This window comes from Kitasatospora sp. NPDC091276, assembly GCF_040684355.1.
Lineage (GTDB): Bacteria > Actinomycetota > Actinomycetes > Streptomycetales > Streptomycetaceae > Kitasatospora.
On the sequence record NZ_JBFBFU010000006.1, the window covers coordinates 37,130 to 59,560 of the forward strand.

A 22,431-nucleotide genomic window follows, 5' to 3' on the forward strand; every position below is an offset into this window, starting at 1 on the left:
TCAGCCTCCCTGGACGGCGGTGAGGATCTCGATCCGGTCGCCCGCCGACAGTTCCGTGGCCGGCCACGAACTGCGCGGCACCACGGCCTCGTTGAGGGCGGCGGCGACGCCGCTGTGGGCGGCGCTGAGGGTGGCCACCACCTCCGCGAGGGTGGTCGTGGCGGACACCCGGCGGGGCTCGCCGTTGACGGTCAGCCCGATCTCGGCCGGTGTGGTCTGGGCCGGTGTGGTCTGGGGTGGTGCGATCTCGGTCATGCGGAGGCCTTCGTGGTGGAGCGGTCGGGGGAGAACCGGGTGGGTGTGAACGGCTGTGCAAGCTCGGGGAGTTCGCCGGTCGCCAGGTACTCGGCGAGCAGGTCGGCGGTCACCGGGGTGAGCAGCACGCCGTTGCGGTAGTGGCCGGTGGCGGCGACCAGCCCGGGCAGCGCGGTCGGGCCCAGCAGCGGGGCGTTGTCCGGCGAGCCGGGACGCAGCCCGGCCGAGGTCTCCAGCAGCGGGAGTTCGGTGATGCCCGGCACCAACTCGTGGGCGTCGCGCAGCAGTTCGTACACCCCGCCGGCGGTGACCGTGGTGTCGTAGCCCTGCTCCTCGGTGGTCGCGCCGATCACCAGCTCGCCGTTCTCCCGGGGCACCAGGTACAGGTGCTGTCCGCGCACCACCGCGCGGACGTTGCGGGACAGGAACGGCCGGTACGCCTCGGGGATCCGCAGCCGCAGGATCTGCCCCTTCACCGGGCGGACGGCCGGCAGCACGCCCTCCGGCAGCCCGGGCAGCCGGTGGCTGTGCGGGCCGGCCGCGAGCACCACCTGGTCGGCCCTCTGGGTCTCGCCGGTGCCGAGCCGGGCGCCGACCGCGCGGCCGTCCTCGACCAGCAGCCCGACGGCCTCGGCCCGGTGGAGCACGACCCCGGCGAGCTCGCAGGCCGCCACCAGGGCGGTCAGCAGCCGGCGGGGATCCACCTGGTGGTCGTCCGCGACGTGCAGGCCGCCGCGCACGCCGGGGGCGAGCATCGGCTCCAGCCTGCGGGCCTCCCGGCCGGTCAGCCAGGCCGAGTCCAGACCGAGCCGCTGGTGGAAGGCGTGCAACTCGCGCAGTTCCTCGCGGTCGTCGGAGTCCAGCGCGACGGCGATCGTGCCGCACCGGCGGTACCCGGTGTCCAGGCCGCCGCTCGCCTCGGTGAGCTCGGCGGCGAAGTCCCCGTACCGCTGGTTGGAGGCCATGCCGAGGCGCAGCAGCGGCTCCTCGCCGTACTGCAGCTCGGTGACCGGGGCGAGCATCCCGGCCGCGACCCCGGCCGCCCCGCCGCCGGGGGAGGGGTCGACCACGACGATGTTCCCCAGCCCGCGCCGCGCGGCGCGCCAGGCGACGGCGAGGCCGATGACGCCCCCGCCGATCACCAGCACGTCGGCGTGGGTTTCCTCGGGCAAGCGTGACAAGGCTGCTCTTCTCCCTTCGCCGGAATGACCCGGATCAGGTTCGGACGGTCGCGGGCCGTGCCAGCCCGCCTCTCAGCCCGGTACGCCGGGCTCCCGTGATGGTGCCCCCACCATAACGCCGGGGGCGGGCCCGGCCGAAGGCCCGTACGCGGGGTGGACGGGCCGGTGGCCCCGGCAGGGCGCTGAGTACAGTGACGGGCGTGGCAGAGCTGAACGGAACGGATCAGGTGGTCGTCGTCGGGGCCGGGCTGGCCGGGGCGCAGTGCGCCCTGAAGCTGCGGCAGGGCGGCTGGCGGGGGCGGATCACGCTGGTCGGGGAGGAGCCGCACGCGCCGTACGACCGGCCGCCGCTCTCCAAGGACGTGCTGCTCGGCAAGGCCGACGCCACCACCCTGGACATCGACTACCCGCACCTGGGCATCGAACTGCTCACCGGCCGCCGCGCCACCGGCCTCGCCCCCGGCGTGCTGCACACCGACGCTGGCGACCTCCCCTACGACGCCCTGGTGATCGCCACCGGCGCCACCCCGCGCGCCCTGCCCGGCGCCGAGCGCGCGCACCTGCTGCACACCCTGGACGACGCGCTGGCGCTGCGCGCCCTGCTGCGGCCCGGCCTGCGGCTGGTGCTGGTCGGCGCGGGCTGGATCGGCGCCGAGGTGTCCACCGCCGCCCGCGCGGCCGGCTGCGAGGTGACGGTGGTCGAGGCGGGCCCGGCGCCCGTCCCCGGCGCGCTGCCGGCCGAGGTCGGTTCGGCGATGGCCGCCTGGTACGCCGAGGCCGGTGTCGACCTGCGCTGCGGGGTCGGCGTGGCCGCCGTCGAGGAGGGCGCGGTGCTGCTGGCGGACGGCTCGCACCTGCCCGCCGACGAGGTCGTGGTCGGCGTCGGCGCCCGGCCCGCGACGGGCTGGCTGGCCGGTTCCGGCGTCGAGCTGGACGGCACCGGCGCCGTCCTGGTGGACGGGCGGCTGCGCACCGGCCTGCCCGGCGTCTTCGCGGCCGGGGACTGCGTCAGCTACCCGTCCGCCCGCTCCGGCGCCCGGCTGGCCGTCCAGCACTGGGACCACGCGTTGCAGTCCGGCGAGGCCGTGGCGGCCGCCGTCCTCGGCGCGGACGCGCCGCCGTACGACCCGGTGCCGTACTTCTGGTCGGAGCAGTTCGGGCGGATGGTCCAGTACGCCGGGCGGCACGCCGAGGGCGACGAACTGCTGTGGCGCGGCGGCCCGCAGGGCGCCTCCTGGACGGCGCTCTGGCTGCGCGACGGGGTGCCGAGCGCGCTGCTGGCCGTCGACCGGCCGCGCGACCTGACCCAGGGCCGCCGGCTGATCGAGCGCGGCACCGCGCTGGACCGGGCCCGCGCGGCGGACCCCTCGGTGCCGCTGAAGTCGGCGGTCGCGGGGTAGCGGCTGGTGCGCGGGGGGCTGTGGAGGTGGCAGTCTGGTGGCGTGAGTGAGATTGAAAGCAAGATCGAAGCCCTGGTTTCCGAGTGGATGTACCTGCCCGACATCTCGGAGCAGTGGGGGGTGCGCGTCACCGAGGTGCGCGACCTGGTCCGCAGCGGCGGGCTGATCGCCGTCCGGCGGGGCCCCAACAAGTCGCTGCAGGTCCCTGCGGCGTTCATCGACGGCCAGGGGCTGGTCAAGCACCTGTCCGGCACCCTGACCGTGCTGCGCGACTGCGGGTACAACGACGTGGAGATCCTGGAGTGGCTCTTCACCGAGGACCCGTCGCTGCCCGGCAGCCCGATCCAGGCGCTGCAGGAGAACCGCGGCACCGAGGTCAAGCGGCGCGCCCAGGCGATGCTGATCTGATGGCGGCGGACGCACCGCGCCGGCGGCTGGCCGACGCCCGGCTGTACCTGTGCACCGACGCCCGCCGGGAGCAGGGCGACCTCGCCCAGTTCCTGGACGCGGCGCTGGCGGGCGGGGTGGACATCGTCCAGCTCCGGGACAAGGGCCTGGAGGCCAAGCAGGAGCTGGCGGCCCTGGAGGTCTTCGCGGACGCCTGCCGCCGCCACGGCAAGCTGCTGGCCGTCAACGACCGCGCCGACGTCGCGCACGCGGCCCGGCCGGACGTGCTGCACCTCGGGCAGGACGACCTGCCGGTGCCGGCCGCCCGGGCGATCCTCGGTGACGAGGTGCTGATCGGCCGGTCCTGCCACGCCGAGTCCGAGGTGGACGCGGCGCTCACCGAGCCCGGCGTGGACTACTTCTGCACCGGCCCGGTCTGGCCGACCCCGACCAAGCCGGGCCGCCCGGCGCCGGGCCTCGGCCTGGTCTCGTACGCGGCGAAGCAGAGCACCGACCGGCCGTGGTTCGCCATCGGCGGCATCGACCTCGGCAACCTCGACGAGGTGCTGGCCGCCGGCGCCCGCCGGATCGTCGTGGTCCGTGCCATCACGGCCGCCGACGACCCGCAGGCCGCCGCAGCCGAGCTCGCCCGGCGGGTGCGCTCGGCCTGACGGCCCCGGGGGCCGTCACCGTTCTCCGTACCTGCGGATCCCCCTGCGTGCGGATCTCAGTACTTGCGGACGGTGGCGGCCTCGGCCAGGGCCAGCAGCACCGTGCGGGCCTGCTCGTCGGCCAGCGGCGCCGCCTCCAGCGCGGCCAGGGACTGCCGCATCAGCTCGTCGATCCGGCGCTCCACCCGCTCGGGCGCGCCGCTGCGGGCCACCAGGTCGCGCAGCCCGGTGACCTCCTCGGGCACCAGGTCCGGCGCGCCGAGCCGCTCGTCCAGGTGCCGGGCGTCGGCGGCCGGCAGGCCCCGCATCGCGTGCGCCACCAGCAGGGTGCGCTTGCCCTCGCGCAGGTCGTCCCCGGCCGGCTTGCCGGTGACCGCCGGATCGCCGAAGACGCCGAGCAGGTCGTCCCGCAGCTGGAAGGCCTCGCCCAGCGGCAGCCCGAACGCCCCCAGCGCCGCCACCAGCTCCGGGCCGGCCCCGGCCAGCAGCGCGCCGACCTGGAGGGGGCGCTCGATCGTGTACTTCGCCGACTTGTAGTGCAGCACCGTCTGCGCCCGGTCGAGCGCGCCCTCGTCGGCGGAGTCGCCGGCCACCGGCTCCAGGACGTCCAGGTACTGGCCGACCATGACCTCGGTGCGCATCAGGTCGAACACCGGCTTGGCGGCCAGCACGGCGGTCGGCTCCAGGCCCGAGCGCAGGAACAGCTCGTCGCACCAGATCAGCAGCAGGTCGCCGAGCAGCACCGCCGCCGAGGCGCCGTACTGCTCGCGGTCGCCGCGCCAGCCGTTCGCCCGGTGCAGCGCCTCGAAGCGGCGGTGGATCGAGGGCAGGCCGCGGCGGGTGTCGCTGCGGTCCATCAGGTCGTCGTGCACCAGGGCGCTCGCCTGGAGCAGTTCCAGCGCGGCCGCCGCGTTCGCGATGCCCTCGTCGCCCGCCGGGCCGCCGGCGCCGCGCCAGCCCCAGTAGCAGAAGGCCGGGCGCAGCCGCTTGCCGCCGTCCAGCAGGAAGTCGCGCAGGGCGTCGGCGGCGGGCACGAGCTGCGGGGAGATCTTGTCCAACAGGGCGGACTGGCCGTCCATGAACGCGGCGAGGGCGGCGTTGACGCGCGCGCGGACGTCCTCCACGTCTATGGGGTTGGCCGGCCGGTTGCTGGACGAGGTCACGATGAGGCTCCGCTGGTTCGCTGGGGTGCAGCAAGCGTAGCGGGGTAGCCGGGAACGAATGTGCGAGCGGGCGTGCGCGCGGGCGTGCGGGCGCCCCCGGCGCGGGCCCCGAACGCCGGTGGGAATCCGACGGACCACCGGACGGAGTATCGTCCACCGCTTGTCTCAATCCGTGGTACCGAGTTGTCCGGCCCCTTCGAACGCCGGATAACCTGCCAGCATGGCACTCGGCATCGCTTCCACCAGACCGGACCGCGCACTGACGGTCCGCGAACTCCTGGCAGCCGGAAAGCGGTCCTTCTCCTTCGAGTTCATGCCCCCGCGCACCGAGGTCGGCGAGCAGAGACTCTGGGACGCCATCCGCCGGCTCGAACCGCTGGACCCCAACTTCGTCTGCATGACGTACGGCGCGGGCGGCTCCTCGCGCGAGCGCACCGTCAACATGGTCGGCCGGATCGCCACCGAGACCACGCTGACCCCGGTCGCTCACCTGACCGCCGTCGACCACTCGATCGCCGAACTGCGCAACATCATCGGCCAGTACGCCGACCAGGGCGTGCGCAACGTCCTCGCGGTCCGGGGGGACCCGCCCGGCGACCCGATGGGCGAGTGGGTCAAGCACCCCGACGGCGTCACGTACGCGTACGAGCTGGTCGAGCTGATCAAGGGCATCGGCGACTTCTGCGTCGGCGTCGCCGCCTCGCCGAACATGCACCCGCGCTCCACCGACTGGGACGAGGACATCCGGCACTTCGTCGGCAAGGTCCGGGCGGGCGCCGACTACGCGATCACCCAGATGTTCTTCGAGGTCGACGACTACCTGCGGCTGCGCGACCGGGTCACCGCCGCCGGCTGCGAGACGCCGATCATCCCGGAGATCATGCCGGTCACCAACGCCAAGCAGCTGGAACGCTTCCCCCAGCTGAGCGGCTCCGCCTTCCCCGCCGACCTGGAGGCCCGGCTGCGGGCCGCCGTCGACGACCCGGCGGCGCTGCGCGCGATCGGCATGGAACACGCCACCGCGATGGCCGAACGCCTCCTCGCCGAAGGCGCGCCCGGCCTGCACTTCATCACGCTCAACCACTCCACGGCGACGCTGGAGATCTACCAGAACCTCGGCCTGCACCAGCGCCACGCGTAGGCCCCGTCCGGCGCCCCGTCGGGGGTCCTGCGCCGGGCCGATCGGGCCCGCGGGCCCGGACGTTTCACCGGCCCGTCACCGCCCCGACGGTGACGGGCTCGGTCGTGTGCGCCCCGGCCGCGACCGGCGGGAACGCGATGCGGTACCCCGGCCGTTGAACCGGTACAGTCGCCGCACACGCGCGGCGAGCGCGGGCACGCGACTGGAGGTAGCGGGCGGATGGGCATCGGATACCTGCTGCTGTACGTCGCGTTGGCGGTGGTGGCGCTCTGGCTGGTCGCCGAGGTCCTGCTGCAGAACCGGGCCCCGCTGCACTGGCGGGCCCTCGCCCTGGTCGGCTTCCTCGCAGTGGCCGCCGGCATGGTGCTCGGCTCCGTCCCGGTGATCGGCGCCGGCGCCGCCCTCTTCGCGGCCGGCCAGAGCTTCGTCACCCTCTCCGTCAAGCGCGGCTATCGGGCCGGCTGGTCGCTGCGCAAGGCCGACGGCTCGCTGCCCGGCCCGCTCGCCAAGGTGCCCCTGCTCGGCGCCCTCACCGGCGGCGCGGCCGCCGTGGCCGCGGTCGAGGCCACCGACAAGCGGATCGGTGAGGTCAGCGCCGTCGAGGAGGCCCCGGTCGCCGCCCCCGCCCCGGTTGCCGAGGACGTCCCCGAGGTCGAGCAGACCGCCGCCTTCGAGATGCGGGAACTCGCCCAGGACGGCGTCTACGCGCCCGCCTACTACGAGCAGCAGCAGGCGCAGGCGCCGCACGACCCCTACGCCGAGGCCTACCAGTCCGGCTACGACAACGCTGCCCAGCCGCAGCCGGCCTACGAGCAGCAGCAGTGGCAGAGCCAGCAGCAGCCCGTCTTCGCCTACGACCAGGGCTACGGGGCCTACCCCCAGCAGTCCGACCCGTACAACGGCTACCCGCAGCAGGACCAGTACCAGTCCTACCCGCAGCAGCAGCCCGGCTGGGAGCAGCACCCCCAGCAGCAGTGGCAGACCCCGCAGCAGCACCCCGAGCAACACCTGGAGCAGCACCCCGGCCAGCAGCCGGGCCAGCACCCCCAGGGCATCCCGCAGCAGCAGTCCTACGACCACACCTACGGCTACCAGCAGCAGAACACCTGGCCCCAGGGCTGAGGTCCGGCGCCAGGGCCCCTACGCCGGGCCGATCAGGTTGGCGGCGATGCAGGCGGACATCCCGGCCCGGGCCAGTCCGCCGCCGGGGTGGGCCGCTCCGCCGATCAGGTAGAGGCCGGGGACGGGCGACTCGTTGGCGGGCTGGAGCCATCCGCCGCCGTCTCCGGCGAGCGCGGGGCGGGGGACCGACCCGCCGAGGGCGCCGGTCTCCCGGCGGGTGTCGTCCGGGGTGCGCACGACCCGCCACAGCACCCGTTCGCGCAGGCCCAGGCCGGCGGCGTCGGCGTGCGCCAGCAGCCGGTCCGCGTGGCGCTCGGCGACCCCGGGCGCCGTCCAGTCGACGTCGCCCTGGGCGGGGACGGTCGCGGTCAGCACCACGCTCTCGTGCGCGTCGTCGGGACGCAGCGAGGGATCGTCCGGACGCAGCACCTGGAGGGTGGGGCGCTCGCAGGGCGGGGCCGGGAGGGTCAGGGCGTTCTGCTCGGCCGCCGGGTCGGCGGCGTGCACCACCGTCCGGTGCGGGGTGCCGGCCGGCCGGGCGCCGCGCAGCGCGAGCAGCACGCTGAACCGGCCGGGCACCTCGGACGGCTCCCCGTGGTCGGGCCCGAGCTCCGGCCACCGGGCGAGACCGTCACGGAACAGCGCCCTGGTGTCCATCGAGGAGACCACCAGGTCCGCGTCGATCCGCCCGCCCGGGGTGTCGACGCCACGGGCCCGGCCGTCCTCGACCAGCACCCCGGTGACCGGGGTGTCGAAGCGGAACTCCACCTTGCGCAGCTCGCAGCGCCGGTGCACCGCGTCCGCCAGGGCCCGCAGGCCGCCCCGGACGTACCAGACGCCGAAGGACTGCTCCATGTACGGCAGCACGGTGGCCCCGGCGGGGGCGGACCCGGGGGGCAGGCCGAAGCGCAGGGCGTGCTCCGCCAGCAGGGCGGTGAGGCCGGGGTGGCCGCCGAGTTCGCGGGCGGCGACGTCGGCGAGGGTCCACGGGCGGGGCCGGCCGAGCCGGGCGAGCAGGCCGCGCCGGGGCGGGACGGGGTAGGGGTCGGTGTGCAGCGGCGACCGGTCGGCCGGGAGCGGCTCCTCCAGGAGCGGGCGGCGGGTGGCCTCCCAGACCGTCCGGCCGTGGTTCATGACCGCGCTCCAGCGGGCGCCCGAGCCGGCGCCGAAGGCGGCGTCCAGGGCCTGGCTGACGCCGCCGCGGGAGGCGTTGGGCAGGCTGACGGCGGTGCCGTCCGGGAACAGGTGCCGGCTCTCCGGGTCCACCGGGGCGAGGTCGACGAGCTGCTCCAGCGGCTCCTTGCCGGTCTTCAGCGCGAGGTCGCGGTAGACGGCCGGGAGGGTCAGCAGGCCGGGACCGGTGTCGAAGGCGAATCCGTCGCGCTCGTACCGGCCGACCATGCCCCCGTACGTGCCGCCGGCCTCGCAGACCGTCACCCGGTGTCCGAGGGTGGCCAGCCTGGAGGCCGCCGCGAGCCCGCTCATTCCTGCGCCGATGATGACGATCCGTGCCATGGCACCTGATCCTAGGCCGTGACCTGGGCTGGGCCGGGCCGGGCCGGGCGGGCGCCGTCCTCAGCGCCGCGGGACGTACGGCCGGTCCGCCTCCTGCTCGCGGGCGGCGGACCCGGCGTCGCGGGCGGCGCGGCGTTCGCGGCGGCGGGCCCGGAAGGCGCGGATCCGGTTGACCGCGAACCAGACCAGCAGCAGGCCGACGGCGAGCAGGACGGCGGCGATCGAGGCGGCCAGCCAGGGGTGGAAGATCGCCAGGGATACCAGCCCGGCCACCGACAGGTCCTCCGCCATGCTGACCGCGATGTTGCTGGCCGGTTCGGGCGAGGTGTTGACCGCCATCCGCAGCGAGGCCTTGACCAGGTGGCTGACCAGCGCCGTGGTGCCGCCCATCGCGCCCGCCGCGACCTCGCCGAGCGAGCCCGGGTCGGTGCTCGCGATCAGCGCGCCGACGGTGGCGCCCGCGATCGGCCGGATCACGGTGTGCACGGAGTCCCAGAGGCTGTCGACGAACGGGATCTTGTCGGCCACCGCCTCCAGCAGGAACAGTACGGCGGCCGCGGCCAGCACGTCGGTGCGCTCCAGTGCGGGCGGCACCGAGTCCGCGCCGCCGAAGCGGCCCAGCAGTCCGAGCAGCAGCACCACCGCGTAGGCGTTGATGCCGCTGGCGAGTCCGCTGGTGAAGATCAGCGGCACGATCGTCATGGCTTCCCCCTCCTCATCGCTTTCCCCCTCCTTCTCGTGGCCGTGGCCGGTCCGCCCCGGCCACGGCCGTACCGTACCCGGACGTGCCGGGTCGGCCCGCCGGTTCCGGCCACGGCCGGGTCCGGGGCCGACGGATCTGAGTACGCGTACTCAGATCCGGGGTTGAGTACGTCAGCGGATGGCCCGCCGACCTGCCGGGACGGGAGAGTGGTGGCACCGGGACGGCGGCGCGTCGGGCGCCCCGCCCCGGGTGGCGGATCCGTCCGCCCAGCCGGCAGATGAGGGGTCGGCGGGGCGGCGGCGGAGGTCCGCCGCGGGAGCCGGTCACGGGCCTCGCACCGCCGACACGGGGCGGCGGAGCGGGCCGGGGGGAGACCGGCCACCGGAAGGGGGAGCTGGCCACCGCCGCCTGTGGGGAACGGCGGAGCGGCGGCGTACGGCGGCGGCACAGGACCTGGGGGGACAGGCCGGTGCCCGCCGCCGCTCACCCGTTTCGGGCCGCGTTGTCAGTGGTCCCGTTCACGATGGAGGGGCACGGGCCGCCCGGTCCGCGCGCTGCCTCGGAACGGGGGAGACCATGACCATCAGCCGTCCTGAGCCCGTCACCGCCCGCCTCCACTCCGCCGCCCCGCCGTCCTCCCCGGGCGGGCGCCCGGGTGGCGGGGACGTCCACCCCGTGCTGCGCCGGACCGCCGCGCCGCCGGCCGCCCTCGACCTCCTCGCCGACGCCCACCGCACGCTCGCCCGGGCCCGCGTGCTGGAGGACCCGCTGGAGCGGTACGCCACCGCCCACCTGGCCGCGCTGCGCACGGTGGCGGCCGTGCTCGCGGTGCGGGGGCGGCCGGAGAAGAGCCCGCGCCGGCGCAAGGCCATCCGCAGTGCCTGGGAGGTGCTGCCCGAGGTGGCCCCCGAGCTGGCCGAGTGGGCGCTCTACTACGGCGCCGGCGCCCGCCGCCGGGCGGCCGCCGAAGCCGGGATCAGGGGTGCCGCCTCGGCCCGTGACGCCGACGACCTGGTCCGCAACTCCGCCCTGTTCCTGCGCCTGGTCGAGCGCCTGCTCGGCCTGCGCCCGACCCCGCCGGCCCCGCGGCTGCCGCTGGACGGCGACGACCCGCCGGGGGTGACGGGCCCCGCCACCCGCCCGGTCTAAGGTGGAGGCATCCTGATCGATCTGCATGTGCCGAGGAGCCCCGCCTTGTACCCGACGCGTCCCCGCAGTGCCCTGCGTACCGCCGTGGTGTGGGAGGTGGTGCGGGCCGCCCTGGAGAAGCGGGCGGCCGAGCTGGACCAGCCGGTGCTCGACGTGGTCGACACCGGTGGCGGCACCGGCAACTTCGCCGTGCCGGTGGCCAAGCTCGGCCACCGGGTCACCGTGGTCGACCCCAGCCCGGACGCGCTGTTCGCGCTGGAGCGCCGGGCCGCCGAGGCCGGGGTGACGGAGCTGGTCCGGGCCGTCCAGGGCGACACCCAGACGCTGCCCGAGCTGGTCGCCCCCGGCACCGTGGACGCGGTGCTCTGCCACGGCGTGCTGGAGGTCGTGGACGACCCGGCGGAGGCGCTCGGCAGCCTGGCCGGCACCCTGCGCCGGGGCGGCCTGGTCAGCCTGCTGGCCGCCAACCGCAACGGCGCCGTGCTGGCCCGTGCGCTGGCCGGCCACTTCACCGAGGCCCGTACGGTGCTGTCCGCGACCGACGGCCGCTGGGGCGAGCAGGACCCGATGCCGCGCCGCTTCACCGGCGAGGAGCTGGGCCGGCTGGCCGAGGGCGCGGGCCTGCGGGTGGAGTCGGTGCACGGCGTCCGGGTCTTCGCCGACCTGGTCCCCGGGGTGCTGGTGGACGCCGAGCCGGGCGCGATGGAGGCGCTGCTGAAGCTGGAGGAGGCCGCCGCCGAGCAGCCCGCGTTCCACGCCGTGGCGACCCAGTTGCACCTGCTGGCCACCCTGGCCTGAGCGGCCGCGGGACCGTCCGCCGCCGTACGGTTCGCACACCGTGCGGCGGCAGTTCGCCTTCCGGACGCCCCCCGGCCTCGTCCGGGTGGTCCCGAACCTGCCCAGGTCCGGACCGATTCCACCCGTTCGGGCACTTGTCCGCGTCCCGTGGCGTTGAGCCGGGTGCGGCCGTGCCCGGTCGAAGTGGCCCGTCCCACGCGGCGCAGACCACTCCGTAACGGGCCCACGGACCGTATGATCTGGGTAAAGCCGGAAAGCATGACAGCCGGATGCGTGGGGCATATGGACGACACGGGCCGGGTCCCCCCGCACAGGCGTCCGACCGTGTGCCCCGAAGGCTGATTGGACTTTGCCTCCCCGACCGGGGTGGCGGACCGGTCGCACCCGCGACCGACGAGTAGGAGGACTCCGTGCCGCTCTCGGAGCACGAGCAGCGACTGCTCGACCAGATGGAGCGAGCGCTGTATGCCGAAGATCCCAAATTCGCGACGGCGCTTGAGGGAACCGGGCTGCGCACCTACACCCGCCGGCGGGTGTACCTGGCCGTTGCCGGCTTCGTGGTGGGCATCGGCCTGCTGATGGGCGGCATGGTCGTCCCCGACCAGATCTGGGTCAGCGTCGTGGGCTTCCTGGTGATGCTCGGGTGCGCGGTGTTCGCCGTGACCGGCTGGCGCCGCGGCCCCGCGGGCCAGGGCTCCGGCCCCCGGCCGGCCGCCGCGCCCCGCCGCAAGGCCGGGATGATGGACCGGGTGGAACAGCGCTGGCAGCGTCGTCGGGACGAGCAGGCCGGCGGCTTCTGAGCCGCGCACGGCGCGCCCGCCGGGGCGCGCACACGTTGGACGAACGCCGGGGCGGGCAGTCGATCGACTGCCCGCCCCGGCGTTCCCGCGTCCGCGCGACGGCCCGTTCGCCCGGGCCCCGCTCAGGACTCCCCGGAGGCCTGCTCGGACTCCGGCTTGCGCTTGCGCCGGGAGACCACCCGCCGCACCGGGCCGGTGACCGCGGCGGACACCCGGCCGACGCTGGTGCCGACCGCCTCCCGGGCCGCCCGCAGGGCGTCCGAGATCCGCCACCACAGCTGGGCCGAGGACGGCGGCAGCAGCACCGCCCTGGTCCGCCCGGCCCGGCCGGCGGCGGCCCGCAGGCCCTGCCGGGCGGTCCGGACGTCGGCCGACAGCGGGGCGGTGGTGACCTGGCCGGCCGGGGCGTAGAGCACCCGTTCGGTGGCCAGCGCCAGCCGCCCGGCGGCCGCCGCCGAGTCCGCGTCCAGCTCGGCCTTCTCGGTGATCCGCCGGGCGGCCGAGCGCGGGGTGCGTGACTCGTCCGGGGGAATGCCGAGGTCCCAGGCGGAGTCGATCAGTTCGTCCCAGGCGGCCAGCACCTGGGCGTCGGTGAGCTCGGCCGGGCCGCCGCCGGGCCCGCGCCGGCCGCCGGAGCCGAGCCGGCGCCGGCGCAGCGCCGACCGCCAGAGCATCGGCACCAGCAGCAGCGCGATCACCAGCACCACCACGGCGGCGCTGCCCAGGACCTGCCCGGACAGCAGCCAGGAGTCCTCGGCGGCGCTGCTGACGGCCTTGCTCTTGCCGCCGCACTCACCCAGCTGGCGCTGCTTCGCGTCGCAGTCCTTGCTGTCGGTCGGCGCCGCGACCGGCGCCGAGCTCTGCGCGGAGGCGGTCGGCTGCTGGGTCGGCGCGGTGGTCGGGGTGGTGGACTGCTCGGTGTAGCGGGGCTGGACGCCGCGGCTCGGGGTGGGCTCGAAGCGCAGCCAGCCGTAGCCCGAGAAGTACAGCTCGGGCCAGGCGTGGTACATCCGGCCGGTCACCGAGTAGACGTTGCCGCCCTTGGCGTCGCCGGGGGTGAAGCCGACGGCCACCCGGGACGGGATCTTCAGGGTGCGGGCCATCGCCGCCATGGTGGAGGCGAAGTGGACGCAGAAGCCCTTGCGGTCGCGCAGGAAGACCGCGATCGCGTTGCTGCCGGTGCCGCCGTTGACCGCGGTGTCGTACTGGAACTGCGGGCCGGTGAACCAGCTCACCAGCGCCATCGCCCGGTCGTAGTCGTTCGTCGCCTTGGCGGTGACCTCGTGGGCCTGCTGCGCGACGACCGGCGGGAGGTCCTGGGGGAGGCCGGTGTAGTGGTCCCGGATGTCCTGCGGCGCGGTCGACGCGGTGCGCAGCTCGTTCGCGGTGGGCCGCACGTCCAGCGCGCTGACGTGGTAGCGCAGGCTGCGGATCGCCCGGTCGTTGGTCGGCAGGACGGTGCGGGTGAGCGGGTCGAGCTTCCAGTCGGACCGGTTGGGGACCTGGACGGAGGCGGCCGGGTAGGGCATCGGCAGCCAGCTCTTCTCCAGCCGGTCGCTGATCTGGAAGTCGCCCTCGATCCGGGGGAGGTTGGCGTCCCGCAGGCCCTCGGGGGCGGGGAAGGAGGACGGGAGGTCGTTGACCGTGGTGCTGCCGAGCCGCCAGTTGGTGCCGTCGAACTGGTCCAGCGCCCCGGTGCGCAGGTAGATCTGGTCGGCGATCTCGCTGTCCAGGGTGTAGCTGAGCAGTTCGTTGTTGGTGGGCTTGGTGACCGCCGACTCCAGGCTGACCAGCGGGTCGAGGCTGGTGGCCGACCCGATGGAGCTCTTGCCCGAGGACCCGCCGGAGTCGGGGCTCAGCAGGCCGGAGTCCCAGTGCGGCAGGACGACCGGCAGCAGCAGCGCCGCGACCAGCGCGAGGACGCCGACCTGCTGGCCGCCCGGGCTGACCCGGCCGGAGCTCGTCCCGTCGCGCGAGCCGCCGTGGAAGACCCGGCCCCAGCGGGAGACCCGGTCCTGCCCCTCGGCGAACAGCAGCACCAGGTAGCCGGCCGACGCCAGGGCGAACCAGAGCCAGCTGCCGTGGTCTCCGGAGAGCCCGTTGCCGACCGAGTACAGCGCCAGCAGCGGCAGCCCGGCCAGCGCCGAGCGCCGGTACGTCACGGCGACGGTGTCCACCACGACGGCGACCAGGCCGACCGAGGTGACTAGGATCAGCCGCAGGCCGGGGTTGGGCGGCGCCGGGATGGCGTACACCTGGATGTCGTCCAGGCCGGAGTTGATGACGTGGTCCAGGGCGCGCAGCGAGGACGGCCCGGGCACCACGCCGCCCAGCAGCGAGCCGGAGCCGGCGAAGCCGATCAGGATCAGCAGGAACAGCACCAGCAGCTGGCCGACGGGCACCGTCCAGCGGTACAGCGGGGCCCGCCGCAGGCCCGCGCCGACCGCCGCGATCACCGCGATCACCAGGAAGGCGTGGGTGACCCAGCTCCTGGTGGTGAGCAGCGGGGTCAGGCAGAGCGACGCGAGGGCGGTGGCCAGCGCCGAGTAGACGGTCAGTTTGGCCCGGGTGGTCACGCGCCGGCCTCTTCTCGGTAGGGGGAGGTCGTCTTGGCGCCGTCGGCGGCCTGCCAGAGGTCCGGGACGGAGTCCCCGGAGCTGACCGGCAGGACGGTCCAGCCGGCCTCGCGCAGCTGCCGGACCCGGTTGCGGAACTCGTCGCCGCCGGTGTCGGGGGCGAGCATCCGCAGGCCCGCCCAGGTGCCGGTGTCGAGGAGGAACGCGACGGCCCCGCCGGTGCGGTTGCGCAGCCGGGCCAGCCGGGCGGTCTGCGCCTCGTCGAGTTCGCCGAGCACGGCGACCAGCAGTCCCTCGCCGCCGGCGCGCAGCGGCTCCTCGGCGCGGGAGAGGCCGGCGCCGTCGGACAGGTCGGCCACCGCGAGCGCGTCCAGGATCAGCCCGGAGGCGTCGGCCGCGGTGTTGCCGCCGCCGGCGCCGGGCACCCACTGGCCGGTGTCGGTGAGCAGCTGGGTCTGGTAGCCGCGCTCCAGCAGGTGCACGGCGACCGAGGCGGCGCAGCTCACGGCCCACTCGAAGGAGGAGGCGGGGCCGATGCCCCGGTGGCCGATCTCCCGGGTGTCCAGCAGGACGGTCGCGCGGGCCCGCTGCGGCTGCTCCTCGCGGCGCACCATCAGTTCGCCGTACCGGGCGGTGGACTTCCAGTGCACCCGGCGCAGGTCGTCGCCGGGCCGGTACTCGCGCAGGATCACGTCGTCGTCGCCGGCCAGTGCCAGGGTGCGGGCACGGCTCTCGCCCTGGCCGCCCCACTCGCCGCTCAGCCGCACGTGCGGCAGGGCCTGGACCTGGGGGACGACGGTGAGGACGTCGGAGGCGGAGAAGGAACGGTTCACCTCGCACATCCCGAACGGGTCGGACAGCCGCAGCTGGAGCGGCCCGAGCGGGTAGCGGCCGCGCAGGTCGGAGCGGACCCGGTAGGAGACCTCGCGGTGGCCGCGCGGCTCGACCCGGTCCAGCACGAAGCGCGGGCGCGGCCCGAGCACGTACGGGACCTTGTCCTCCAGGAGCAGCAGCCCGGTGGGCACCCGGGAGACGTTGTCGACCCGCAGGTGGACCCGGGCCTCCTGGCCGGCCACCGCGCGACGCGGGCTCAGCCGGCGGCCGCTGGCCACCCGGTAGCGGGTGTTGGCGACCACCAGCGCGGCGGCCAGCGGCAGCGCGGCGAGCAGCACGCCGACGCGCAGCAGCGCGTCCTGGTCGAGCAGGTAGGCGCAGCCGACCGCGGTGACGCCGGCGGCGAGGAAGGAGCGCCCCCGGGTGGTGAGGCCGCGCAGCCCGGCCCGCAGTCCTGACGTCGGGTCGGACGGGGCCACCTCAGCCCCTCCGGACGGCCGGGCCGCCCTGCGGGCGCGGCAGCGGCAGCCGGGCGACCAGGTCGGTCACGATCTGCTCGGCGGTGCGGCGGCTGAGCTGGGTCTCGGCGGTCGGCATCAGGCGGTGCGCGAGGACGGGCACGGCCAGGCGCTGGATGTCGTCCGGGGTGACGTAGTCGCGCCCGTCGAGCGCGGCGGCGGCGCGGGCGGCCCGGACCAGGTGCAGGGTGGCGCGCGGCGAGGCGCCCAGACGCAGCTCGTGGCTGGCGCGGGTGGCGCCGACCAGGTCGACGGCGTAGCGGCGGACCGGGTCGGCGATGTGCACGCTGCGCACCAGGTCGACCAGCTTGAGGATGTCGGCGGCGTGCGCCACCGGCTGGAGGTCCTCCAGGGGGCTGGCGCCGGAGTGCACGTCGAGCATCGCGAACTCGGCCTCGGGGCTGGGATAGCCGATCGAGATGCGGGCCATGAAGCGGTCCCGCTGGGCCTCCGGCAGGGGGTAGGTGCCCTCCATCTCGACCGGGTTCTGGGTGGCCACGACCATGAACGGCGAGGGCAGCTCGTAGCTGGTGCCGTCGATGGTGACCTGGCGTTCCTCCATCGACTCCAGCAGCGCGGACTGGGTCTTGGGCGAGGCGCGGTTGATCTCGTCGCCGACCACGATCTGCGCGAAGATCGCGCCCGGGCGGAACTCGAAGTCGCGCTGGTGCTGGTCGTAGATGTTGGTGCCGGTGACGTCCGAGGGCAGCAGGTCGGGCGTGAACTGGATGCGGCGGACGGTGCAGTCGACCGAGCGGGCGAGCGCCTTGGCCAGCATGGTCTTGCCGACGCCGGGCACGTCCTCCAGCAGCAGGTGGCCCTCGGCGAGCAGGACGGTCAGTGCGATCCGGACGGCCTCCGGCTTGCCCTCGATCACGCTCTCGATGTTGGCGCGGATCCGGTCCACGACCGCGGCGAGCTCGGGAAGTCCGGCCCGGTGGTACCCGTCCGTCCCCTGGCCGCCCCCCGCAGGACTGCCGAGACCGGCCTGATCGCTGTAGCTCGTCACCCGTATACGCTCCCTGGCACCCTGTGCCCGCCTCACCCCGAGGCCGGACCCCACCCCATGCTTGACGCGGCCTTCCCGGGGGCGGTTCCGTCGGGGATCCGGTGCCGGGGTAGCGGCCTGCGGCCTGGCCGCCCCAGGTGGTTCGGGGTCTGACCGGCAGGCGCATTCTCCCCTGACCGGTGACCAGAAGTCACCCTCGGGACGGCCCCGGATGCCCGGACGCCGTTGGCCGGGCGGTGCGCGGTGCGGGGGCGGTGGTGCGGGTACGGGGTTCAGTGGATTTCGCGCAGGAGCCCGGTGTGGACGTCGAAGACGAAGCCGCGGACGTCGTCGGTGTGCAGCAGGAAGGGCGAGGTGCGGACCCGCTGCATGGACTGGCGGACGTCGCCGTCGAGGTCGACGAAGGCCTCCACCGCCCACTGCGGGCGCTGGCCGACCTCCAGTTCCAGCTCGCGGCGGAAGTCCTCGGTCAGCCCGAGCAGGCCGCAGCCGGTGTGGTGGATCAGCGCGACCGAGCGGGTGCCGAGGGCGCGCTGACTGATGGTGAGGGAGCGGATGGTGTCGTCGGTGACGACGCCGCCCGCGTTGCGGATGACGTGGGCGTCGCCCAGTTCGAGGCCGAGCGCCGCGAACAGGTCGAGGCGGGCGTCCATGCACGCCACCACGGCGATCTTCTGGACCGGGCGGGCGTCCATGCCGCCGTCCCGGAAGGTCACGGCGTACTCGCGGTTGTCCGTGACGAAGCGGTCGATGATGGCGGGTCGCGGGGAGTCGGCAGCGTCGGTCGGCGTCGGCCGGTCGGGGGTCACTGTCATGGTGGCGACGTTAGTGCGATTCGGGCGTCCGCGGTGGGGAGGAGAGCTACAGATCGGGCCGCTGTGATCGAGCGCATAGCCACAACGGGCGGACCGTTCCACGCGTTCGGGAGGGTTTGTCCGGGCTGGTCCCGGAGCGCCCGTGGGGCGGGTGCGCGGGTGGGGCGCGCGGCCGCTCCCGCGGGCCCCCGGCCGGTACCTCCGCGGGGCCACTCCCATGGCTGCGACCTGCGGTGATCCGTACCGCCGCCCGGGTGGTGCGCCGGAGCGGACCATTGACTGGCGGGGCCCGCGCGATAGAGTTTGCGGCGCAGTGGAGCACACCCGCCGGATCCCGTCAACCGGGCTTTTCCGGCCCGGGTGGCCCGGTTGATGCGGCCCGTGGCCTCCACCCGCTCCGTGCCCACCTGGCGCACCTTCCCCGGCGCCGGGCGGTCACGATCTTCCCCCTGGAGCGGGCGGGGACCACGGGCCGCGTCGTCGCGTCGTGCAGTGGTGGGCGAGAATGGTCGGAGCTCCCGGTCGTCGGGCTGCTCCGCACCTGAGGAAGGGCGCCACCGCGCATGACCACCAACGATCCGGGCCCCAAGCACGTTCCGGTCATGCTGCAGCGGTGCATGGACGCCCTGGCTCCGGCGATCTCGCGCCCCGGGGCGGTGGTGGTGGACGCCACCCTCGGCCTCGGCGGGCACAGCGAGGCGCTGCTCACCCAGTTCCCCGAGGTGCGGCTGGTCGCGGTGGACCGCGACCCGCAGGCGCTGAAGCTCTCCGGCGAGCGGCTGGCGCCCTTCGGCGACCGGGTCACCCTGGTGCACGCCGTCTACGACGAGATCCCCGAGGTGCTGGAGCGCCTGGACATCGACCGGGTGGACGGCGTCCTGTTCGACCTCGGCGTCTCCTCGATGCAGCTGGACGAGGCCGATCGCGGTTTCGCGTACGCGCAGGACGCGCCGCTGGACATGCGGATGGACCAGACCCGGGGGATCAGCGCGGCGGAGGTGTTGAACACCTACAGCCACGGTGCCCTGGCCCGGATCCTCAAGGTCTACGGCGAGGAGCGGTTCGCCGGGAAGATCGCCTCGGTGATCCTCCGGGAGCGGGAGAAGGAACCGTTCACCAACAGCGCGCGTCTGGTCGAGTTGGTGCGGAACGCCATTCCGGCGGCGACCCGCCGGACCGGCGGGAACCCGGCCAAGCGGACGTTCCAGGCGCTGCGGATCGAGGTCAACGGCGAGCTGGAGGTCCTGGACCGGGCGATTCCCGGTGCGCTGGAGGCACTGGCGATCGGCGGTCGGATGGTCGTGATGTCCTACCAGTCGCTGGAAGACCGGCTGGTGAAGCAGTACTTCGCCGCCGGGTCGACCAACACCGCGCCGCCGGGGCTGCCGTTCATTCCGGAGGAGCACCAGCCCTGGCTCAAGCTGATCACCCGTGGTGCGGAGCTGGCCACGGAGGAGGAGATCGAGGAGAACCGGCGCGCCGCGCCCGTACGGCTGCGGGTGGCGGAGAGGATCAGGGACCGTAGCAAGCGGGGCTGAAACGTCGGCCCCGGCGGGGTCCGAAGGGCGGAGGAGAGCAGTGGGGCCGGTGGCCGGTGGGGTCCGGGCGGGGCGGGGATCGTTCCCCGGACAGGGCAGGGCGCGGATCACGGTCCGGCCGGGGCGGCGTCCGGTGCGGGGCCGCACGCCGTTCGCGGTGCTCGTGGTGGTGCTGCTCGCGGCGGGGCTGCTCGGGCTGCTGGCGCTGAACACAGCGCTCAACGAGGGCTCCTTCGAACTGTCCCGGCTGCAGAAGCAGACCACCGTGGCGACCGACGAGAAGCAGGGCCTCCAGCACCAGATCGACCAGAGCTCGGCGCCGGACGCGTTGGCGCGGCGGGCCGCCGAGCTGGGCATGGTCCCGGCCGGCGGGATGGCCTTCCTGGACGTCCCGAACGGCGGCAAGGTGATCGGCACGCCCGGACCGGCGCAGGACAGCCCGCCGGTCAAGCGCTCGACGGTCGACCCGTGGCCGATGAAGCAGCCGGCGCCGAGCGCCCCGGCGGGTGCGCCCCCGGCGAGCGCGCCCCCGGGCGCGCCGAGTCCGGCGGCGACGGCCGGTGACTCCGTGGTCCAGATCAACCCGGCCTCCCCGGCCGCGCCGTCGACCGGAGGTGCGGGCCGATGAGCACGCCACGTCAGCCGTCCGGAGGCTCCGGCAACGGCCGCCGCCAGCCGCCCAAGGGCGCCGCGCGCCGCGCGGCCGCGCCGCGCGGCCAGTCCGCCGGCAAGGCCCAGCCCGCGAAGGCCCAGCCTGCGAAGGGACAGCCCGTCAAGGGACAGCCCGCGAAGGGGCAGCCGGCCAAGGGCCAGCCCGCCAAGGCCGCCGCCGCCCGTACGCCCCGGGCACCGCAGCAGCGCCGCCCCGAGGGCCGCCCGCCGGCCCGGAGCCAGGCCGCCGTCCGGCCGCGCCGCCCGCTGCGCCCCAAGGCGCTCCGGCTGGCCGAGCCCAAGCGCCGCCTGCGGGTGATCACCGTGGTGATGTCGCTGGTGTTCTCGGTGTTCGCCGGCCGCCTGGTGCAGCTCCAGCTGCTGGACTCCGACGCGCTGGCCGCCGACGCCAACACCAACCGCTACCTGAACATCCCGATCACCGCCGAGCGCGGCTCGATAACGTCCTCCGACGGGGTGGCGCTGGCCGCCACCGTCGACGCGTACGACATCACCGCCGACCCGGCGATGTTCACCCCGGCGGCGACCGGCATCCCGGACGCCCCGGAGCAGGCGGCCGCCCTGCTGGCGCCGATCCTCGGCGTGCCCAAGGACAAGATCGCCGCCGACCTGCACACCCCCAAGACCCGCTACAAGCGGCTCGCCGCCCAGCAGACCCCGGCCACCAAGAGCCAGATCAGCGACCTCAAGGCGGGCCTGGAGAAGCAGGCCGGCTCGCGGACCTGCCAGGCCCAGAAGCGGCTGCTGACCAAGGCCGCCGACCAGGGCGGACGCACCCGGGTCGACAACGAGTGCGCCAACCCGCTGGCCGGGGTGTTCAACCGGGAGACCCAGAAGCGGATCTACCCCGCCGACGGCCTGGCCGCCAACCTGGTCGGCTTCGTCAACGGCGAGGGCGAGGGCGCCGGCGGCCTGGAGCTCCAGTACCAGAAGCAGCTGGCCGGCAAGGACGGGCACAGCAGCTACGCCCAGGCGGGCGGCCGGCTGGTGCCCACCGCCGGGGGCTCGATGGACCCGGCCGTGCCCGGCACCGACGTGAAGCTGACCATCAACCGGGACATCCAGTGGGCCGCCCAGCGGGCGCTCACCGACCAGGTCGCCAACTCCGGGGCGGAGAAGGGCTACGTCGTCGTCCAGGACGTGAAGACCGGTCAGGTCCTGGCGATGGCCACCGCGCCCGGCTTCAACCCGAACGACCTGAGCACCGCCAAGCAGTCCCAGATGGGCAACGCCGCGCTGGTCGACGCGTACGAGCCGGGCAGCACCGCCAAGCTGATGAGCCTGGCCGCCGTCCTGGACACCGGCAAGGCCAACTGGGACACCAAGGTCACCGTGCCCAACCGGCTGGTCCGGGCCGGCCAGCAGTTCAAGGACGACGTCGAGCACGGCGACTGGTACCTGACCCTGGCCGGGGTGCTGGCCAAGTCCTCCAACATCGGCACCATCGAGGCGGTCGAGACCCTCGGCGCCGACCAGTCGGAGGTCAACAAGACGCTGGACGGTTACATGCGCAAGTTCGGCGTGGGCCAGCCGACCGGTCTGAACTTCCCCGGCGAGACCCCTGGGATGCTCAAGAAGCCGGGGGACCTGGTCGCCTCGGAGAAGTACAACATCGCCTTCGGCCAGGGCCCGCTGCAGATGAACGCGCTGCAGGCCACCTCGGTGTACTCGACCATCGCCAACGGCGGCGTCCGGGTCGCGCCCAGCATCGTCCAGGGCACCACCAGCCCGGACGGCAAGTACACCGCGACCCCGCCGGGCGAGCAGACCCAGGTGGTCAGCGAACAGACCGCCAAGACCCTCACCTCGATGCTGGAGTCGGTCGTCGACGACGAGCAGGGCACCGGCGGCAAGGCCGCCATCCCCGGCTACCGGGTCGCCGGCAAGACCGGCACCGCCAACCGGGGGGCCGCCAACGGCAAGGGCTACGACGGTTACACCGCCTCCTTCATCGGCTTCGCCCCCGCCGACGCCCCCCGGTACACCGTCTCCTGCACCCTCCAGGGGCCGGTCAACGGCCACTTCGGCGGCCAGCTGTGCGGACCGGTGTTCAAGCAGGTGATGGAGTTCACCCTGAAGACCATGCAGGTCCCGCCCAGCGGCAGCCAGGCGCCCAACCTGCCCGTCGAGTGGAAGCCGTGAGCGAGTATGAGCAACGAGCGGGTCGGGCCGGACGGCGGCGCG

At 74.8% G+C, this 22,431-nt stretch carries 20 protein-coding genes and 1 riboswitch; of the genes, 11 read left to right on the top strand and 9 right to left on the bottom strand.

Annotated features, from left to right (window positions below; translation table 11 throughout):
• Together thiS and thiO are read right to left on the bottom strand one after the other, a co-directional pair.
• The gene (thiS, locus tag AB0O19_RS09370) at nt 1-255 is read right to left on the bottom strand and encodes a sulfur carrier protein ThiS (RefSeq protein WP_363582956.1); all 255 of its coding nucleotides are present in this window, start codon (nt 253-255) and stop codon (nt 1-3) included.
• On the bottom strand, nt 252-1,427 hold the full coding sequence (gene thiO / locus AB0O19_RS09375; protein WP_363618865.1) for a glycine oxidase ThiO: 1,176 nt from the start codon (nt 1,425-1,427) through the stop codon (nt 252-254). Before thiO ends, thiS begins: the two co-directional genes overlap by 4 nt.
• Before the next feature lie 3 nt (nt 1,428-1,430).
• A riboswitch (TPP riboswitch) is annotated at nt 1,431-1,543 on the bottom strand.
• 84 nt (nt 1,544-1,627) lie between these two features.
• Here thiO and AB0O19_RS09380 point away from each other — a divergent pair.
• The 3 genes from AB0O19_RS09380 to thiE are packed head-to-tail and all read left to right on the top strand — an operon-like array spanning nt 1,628 to nt 3,894.
• Nucleotides 1,628-2,836: an FAD-dependent oxidoreductase gene (locus AB0O19_RS09380; protein ID WP_363618866.1), complete on the top strand. Its 1,209-nt coding sequence runs from the start codon at nt 1,628-1,630 to the stop codon at nt 2,834-2,836.
• 42 nt (nt 2,837-2,878) lie between these two features.
• A complete protein-coding gene (locus tag AB0O19_RS09385; protein ID WP_350884398.1) occupies nt 2,879-3,244 on the top strand; it encodes an Rv2175c family DNA-binding protein in 366 nt (121 codons plus the stop codon).
• A complete protein-coding gene (gene thiE, locus AB0O19_RS09390; RefSeq protein ID WP_363618867.1) occupies nt 3,244-3,894 on the top strand; it encodes a thiamine phosphate synthase in 651 nt (216 codons plus the stop codon). Before AB0O19_RS09385 ends, thiE begins: the two co-directional genes overlap by 1 nt.
• A 56-nt stretch (nt 3,895-3,950) precedes the next feature.
• On the opposite strand, the gene AB0O19_RS09395 is transcribed toward thiE, so the two are convergent.
• Entirely contained in the window at nt 3,951-5,057 is a 1,107-nt protein-coding gene (locus AB0O19_RS09395; protein WP_363618868.1) for a polyprenyl synthetase family protein, read from the bottom strand.
• Between the two features lie 220 nt (nt 5,058-5,277).
• Between AB0O19_RS09395 and metF the strand changes: the two genes are divergently transcribed.
• A complete protein-coding gene (gene metF / locus AB0O19_RS09400) occupies nt 5,278-6,198 on the top strand; it encodes a methylenetetrahydrofolate reductase [NAD(P)H] (protein ID WP_363618869.1) in 921 nt (306 codons plus the stop codon).
• Between the two features lie 219 nt (nt 6,199-6,417).
• A complete protein-coding gene (locus AB0O19_RS09405) occupies nt 6,418-7,320 on the top strand; it encodes a hypothetical protein (protein WP_363618870.1) in 903 nt (300 codons plus the stop codon).
• A gap of 18 nt (nt 7,321-7,338) precedes the next feature.
• On the opposite strand, the gene AB0O19_RS09410 is transcribed toward AB0O19_RS09405, so the two are convergent.
• Both AB0O19_RS09410 and AB0O19_RS09415 read right to left on the bottom strand, forming a co-directional pair.
• Nucleotides 7,339-8,835, bottom strand: coding sequence for an NAD(P)/FAD-dependent oxidoreductase (locus AB0O19_RS09410; RefSeq protein WP_363618871.1), 1,497 nt, complete (start codon nt 8,833-8,835; stop codon nt 7,339-7,341).
• A 60-nt stretch (nt 8,836-8,895) separates the two neighbouring features.
• The gene (locus AB0O19_RS09415; protein WP_363618872.1) at nt 8,896-9,537 is read right to left on the bottom strand and encodes a DUF4126 domain-containing protein; all 642 of its coding nucleotides are present in this window, start codon (nt 9,535-9,537) and stop codon (nt 8,896-8,898) included.
• A 577-nt stretch (nt 9,538-10,114) separates the two neighbouring features.
• Between AB0O19_RS09415 and AB0O19_RS09420 the strand changes: the two genes are divergently transcribed.
• From AB0O19_RS09420 to AB0O19_RS09430, 3 genes are all read left to right on the top strand, one after another.
• A complete protein-coding gene (locus AB0O19_RS09420; protein WP_363582938.1) occupies nt 10,115-10,687 on the top strand; it encodes an SAV_6107 family HEPN domain-containing protein in 573 nt (190 codons plus the stop codon).
• Between the two features lie 45 nt (nt 10,688-10,732).
• Nucleotides 10,733-11,485 carry a methyltransferase domain-containing protein gene (locus AB0O19_RS09425; RefSeq protein WP_363378597.1) on the top strand — a complete coding sequence of 251 codons (753 nt, stop codon included), beginning with the start codon at nt 10,733-10,735 and terminating at the stop codon, nt 11,483-11,485.
• A 410-nt stretch (nt 11,486-11,895) separates the two neighbouring features.
• Complete coding sequence (locus tag AB0O19_RS09430; RefSeq protein WP_350884379.1) at nt 11,896-12,285, top strand: DUF3040 domain-containing protein; 390 nt, start codon at nt 11,896-11,898, stop codon at nt 12,283-12,285.
• Nucleotides 12,286-12,407: 122 nt separating this feature from the next.
• Here AB0O19_RS09430 and AB0O19_RS09435 read toward each other — a convergent pair whose 3' ends face one another.
• The 4 genes from AB0O19_RS09435 to AB0O19_RS09450 form a co-directional block, all read right to left on the bottom strand.
• Complete coding sequence (locus tag AB0O19_RS09435) at nt 12,408-14,861, bottom strand: DUF3488 and transglutaminase-like domain-containing protein (protein ID WP_363618873.1); 2,454 nt, start codon at nt 14,859-14,861, stop codon at nt 12,408-12,410.
• Complete coding sequence (locus AB0O19_RS09440; RefSeq protein WP_363618874.1) at nt 14,858-16,174, bottom strand: DUF58 domain-containing protein; 1,317 nt, start codon at nt 16,172-16,174, stop codon at nt 14,858-14,860. The genes AB0O19_RS09435 and AB0O19_RS09440 overlap by 4 nt, the downstream gene beginning before the upstream one ends.
• A gap of 1 nt (nt 16,175) precedes the next feature.
• Nucleotides 16,176-17,120: a MoxR family ATPase gene (locus AB0O19_RS09445; protein ID WP_363619072.1), complete on the bottom strand. Its 945-nt coding sequence runs from the start codon at nt 17,118-17,120 to the stop codon at nt 16,176-16,178.
• 374 nt (nt 17,121-17,494) lie between these two features.
• Nucleotides 17,495-18,037, bottom strand: a complete 543-nt coding sequence (locus tag AB0O19_RS09450; protein ID WP_063347243.1) for a carbonic anhydrase — start codon at nt 18,035-18,037, stop codon at nt 17,495-17,497.
• A gap of 563 nt (nt 18,038-18,600) precedes the next feature.
• On the opposite strand from AB0O19_RS09450, the gene rsmH reads away from it, so the two are divergent.
• The 3 genes from rsmH to AB0O19_RS09465 all read left to right on the top strand — a co-directional run bounded on the left by rsmH (nt 18,601) and on the right by AB0O19_RS09465 (nt 22,389).
• Nucleotides 18,601-19,575, top strand: a complete 975-nt coding sequence (gene rsmH, locus AB0O19_RS09455; RefSeq protein ID WP_363618875.1) for a 16S rRNA (cytosine(1402)-N(4))-methyltransferase RsmH — start codon at nt 18,601-18,603, stop codon at nt 19,573-19,575.
• Between the two features lie 133 nt (nt 19,576-19,708).
• Complete coding sequence (locus tag AB0O19_RS09460; RefSeq protein WP_363582930.1) at nt 19,709-20,203, top strand: hypothetical protein; 495 nt, start codon at nt 19,709-19,711, stop codon at nt 20,201-20,203.
• Nucleotides 20,200-22,389, top strand: coding sequence for a penicillin-binding protein 2 (locus AB0O19_RS09465; protein WP_363618876.1), 2,190 nt, complete (start codon nt 20,200-20,202; stop codon nt 22,387-22,389). Before AB0O19_RS09460 ends, AB0O19_RS09465 begins: the two co-directional genes overlap by 4 nt.
• Nucleotides 22,390-22,431 lie beyond the last annotated feature (42 nt).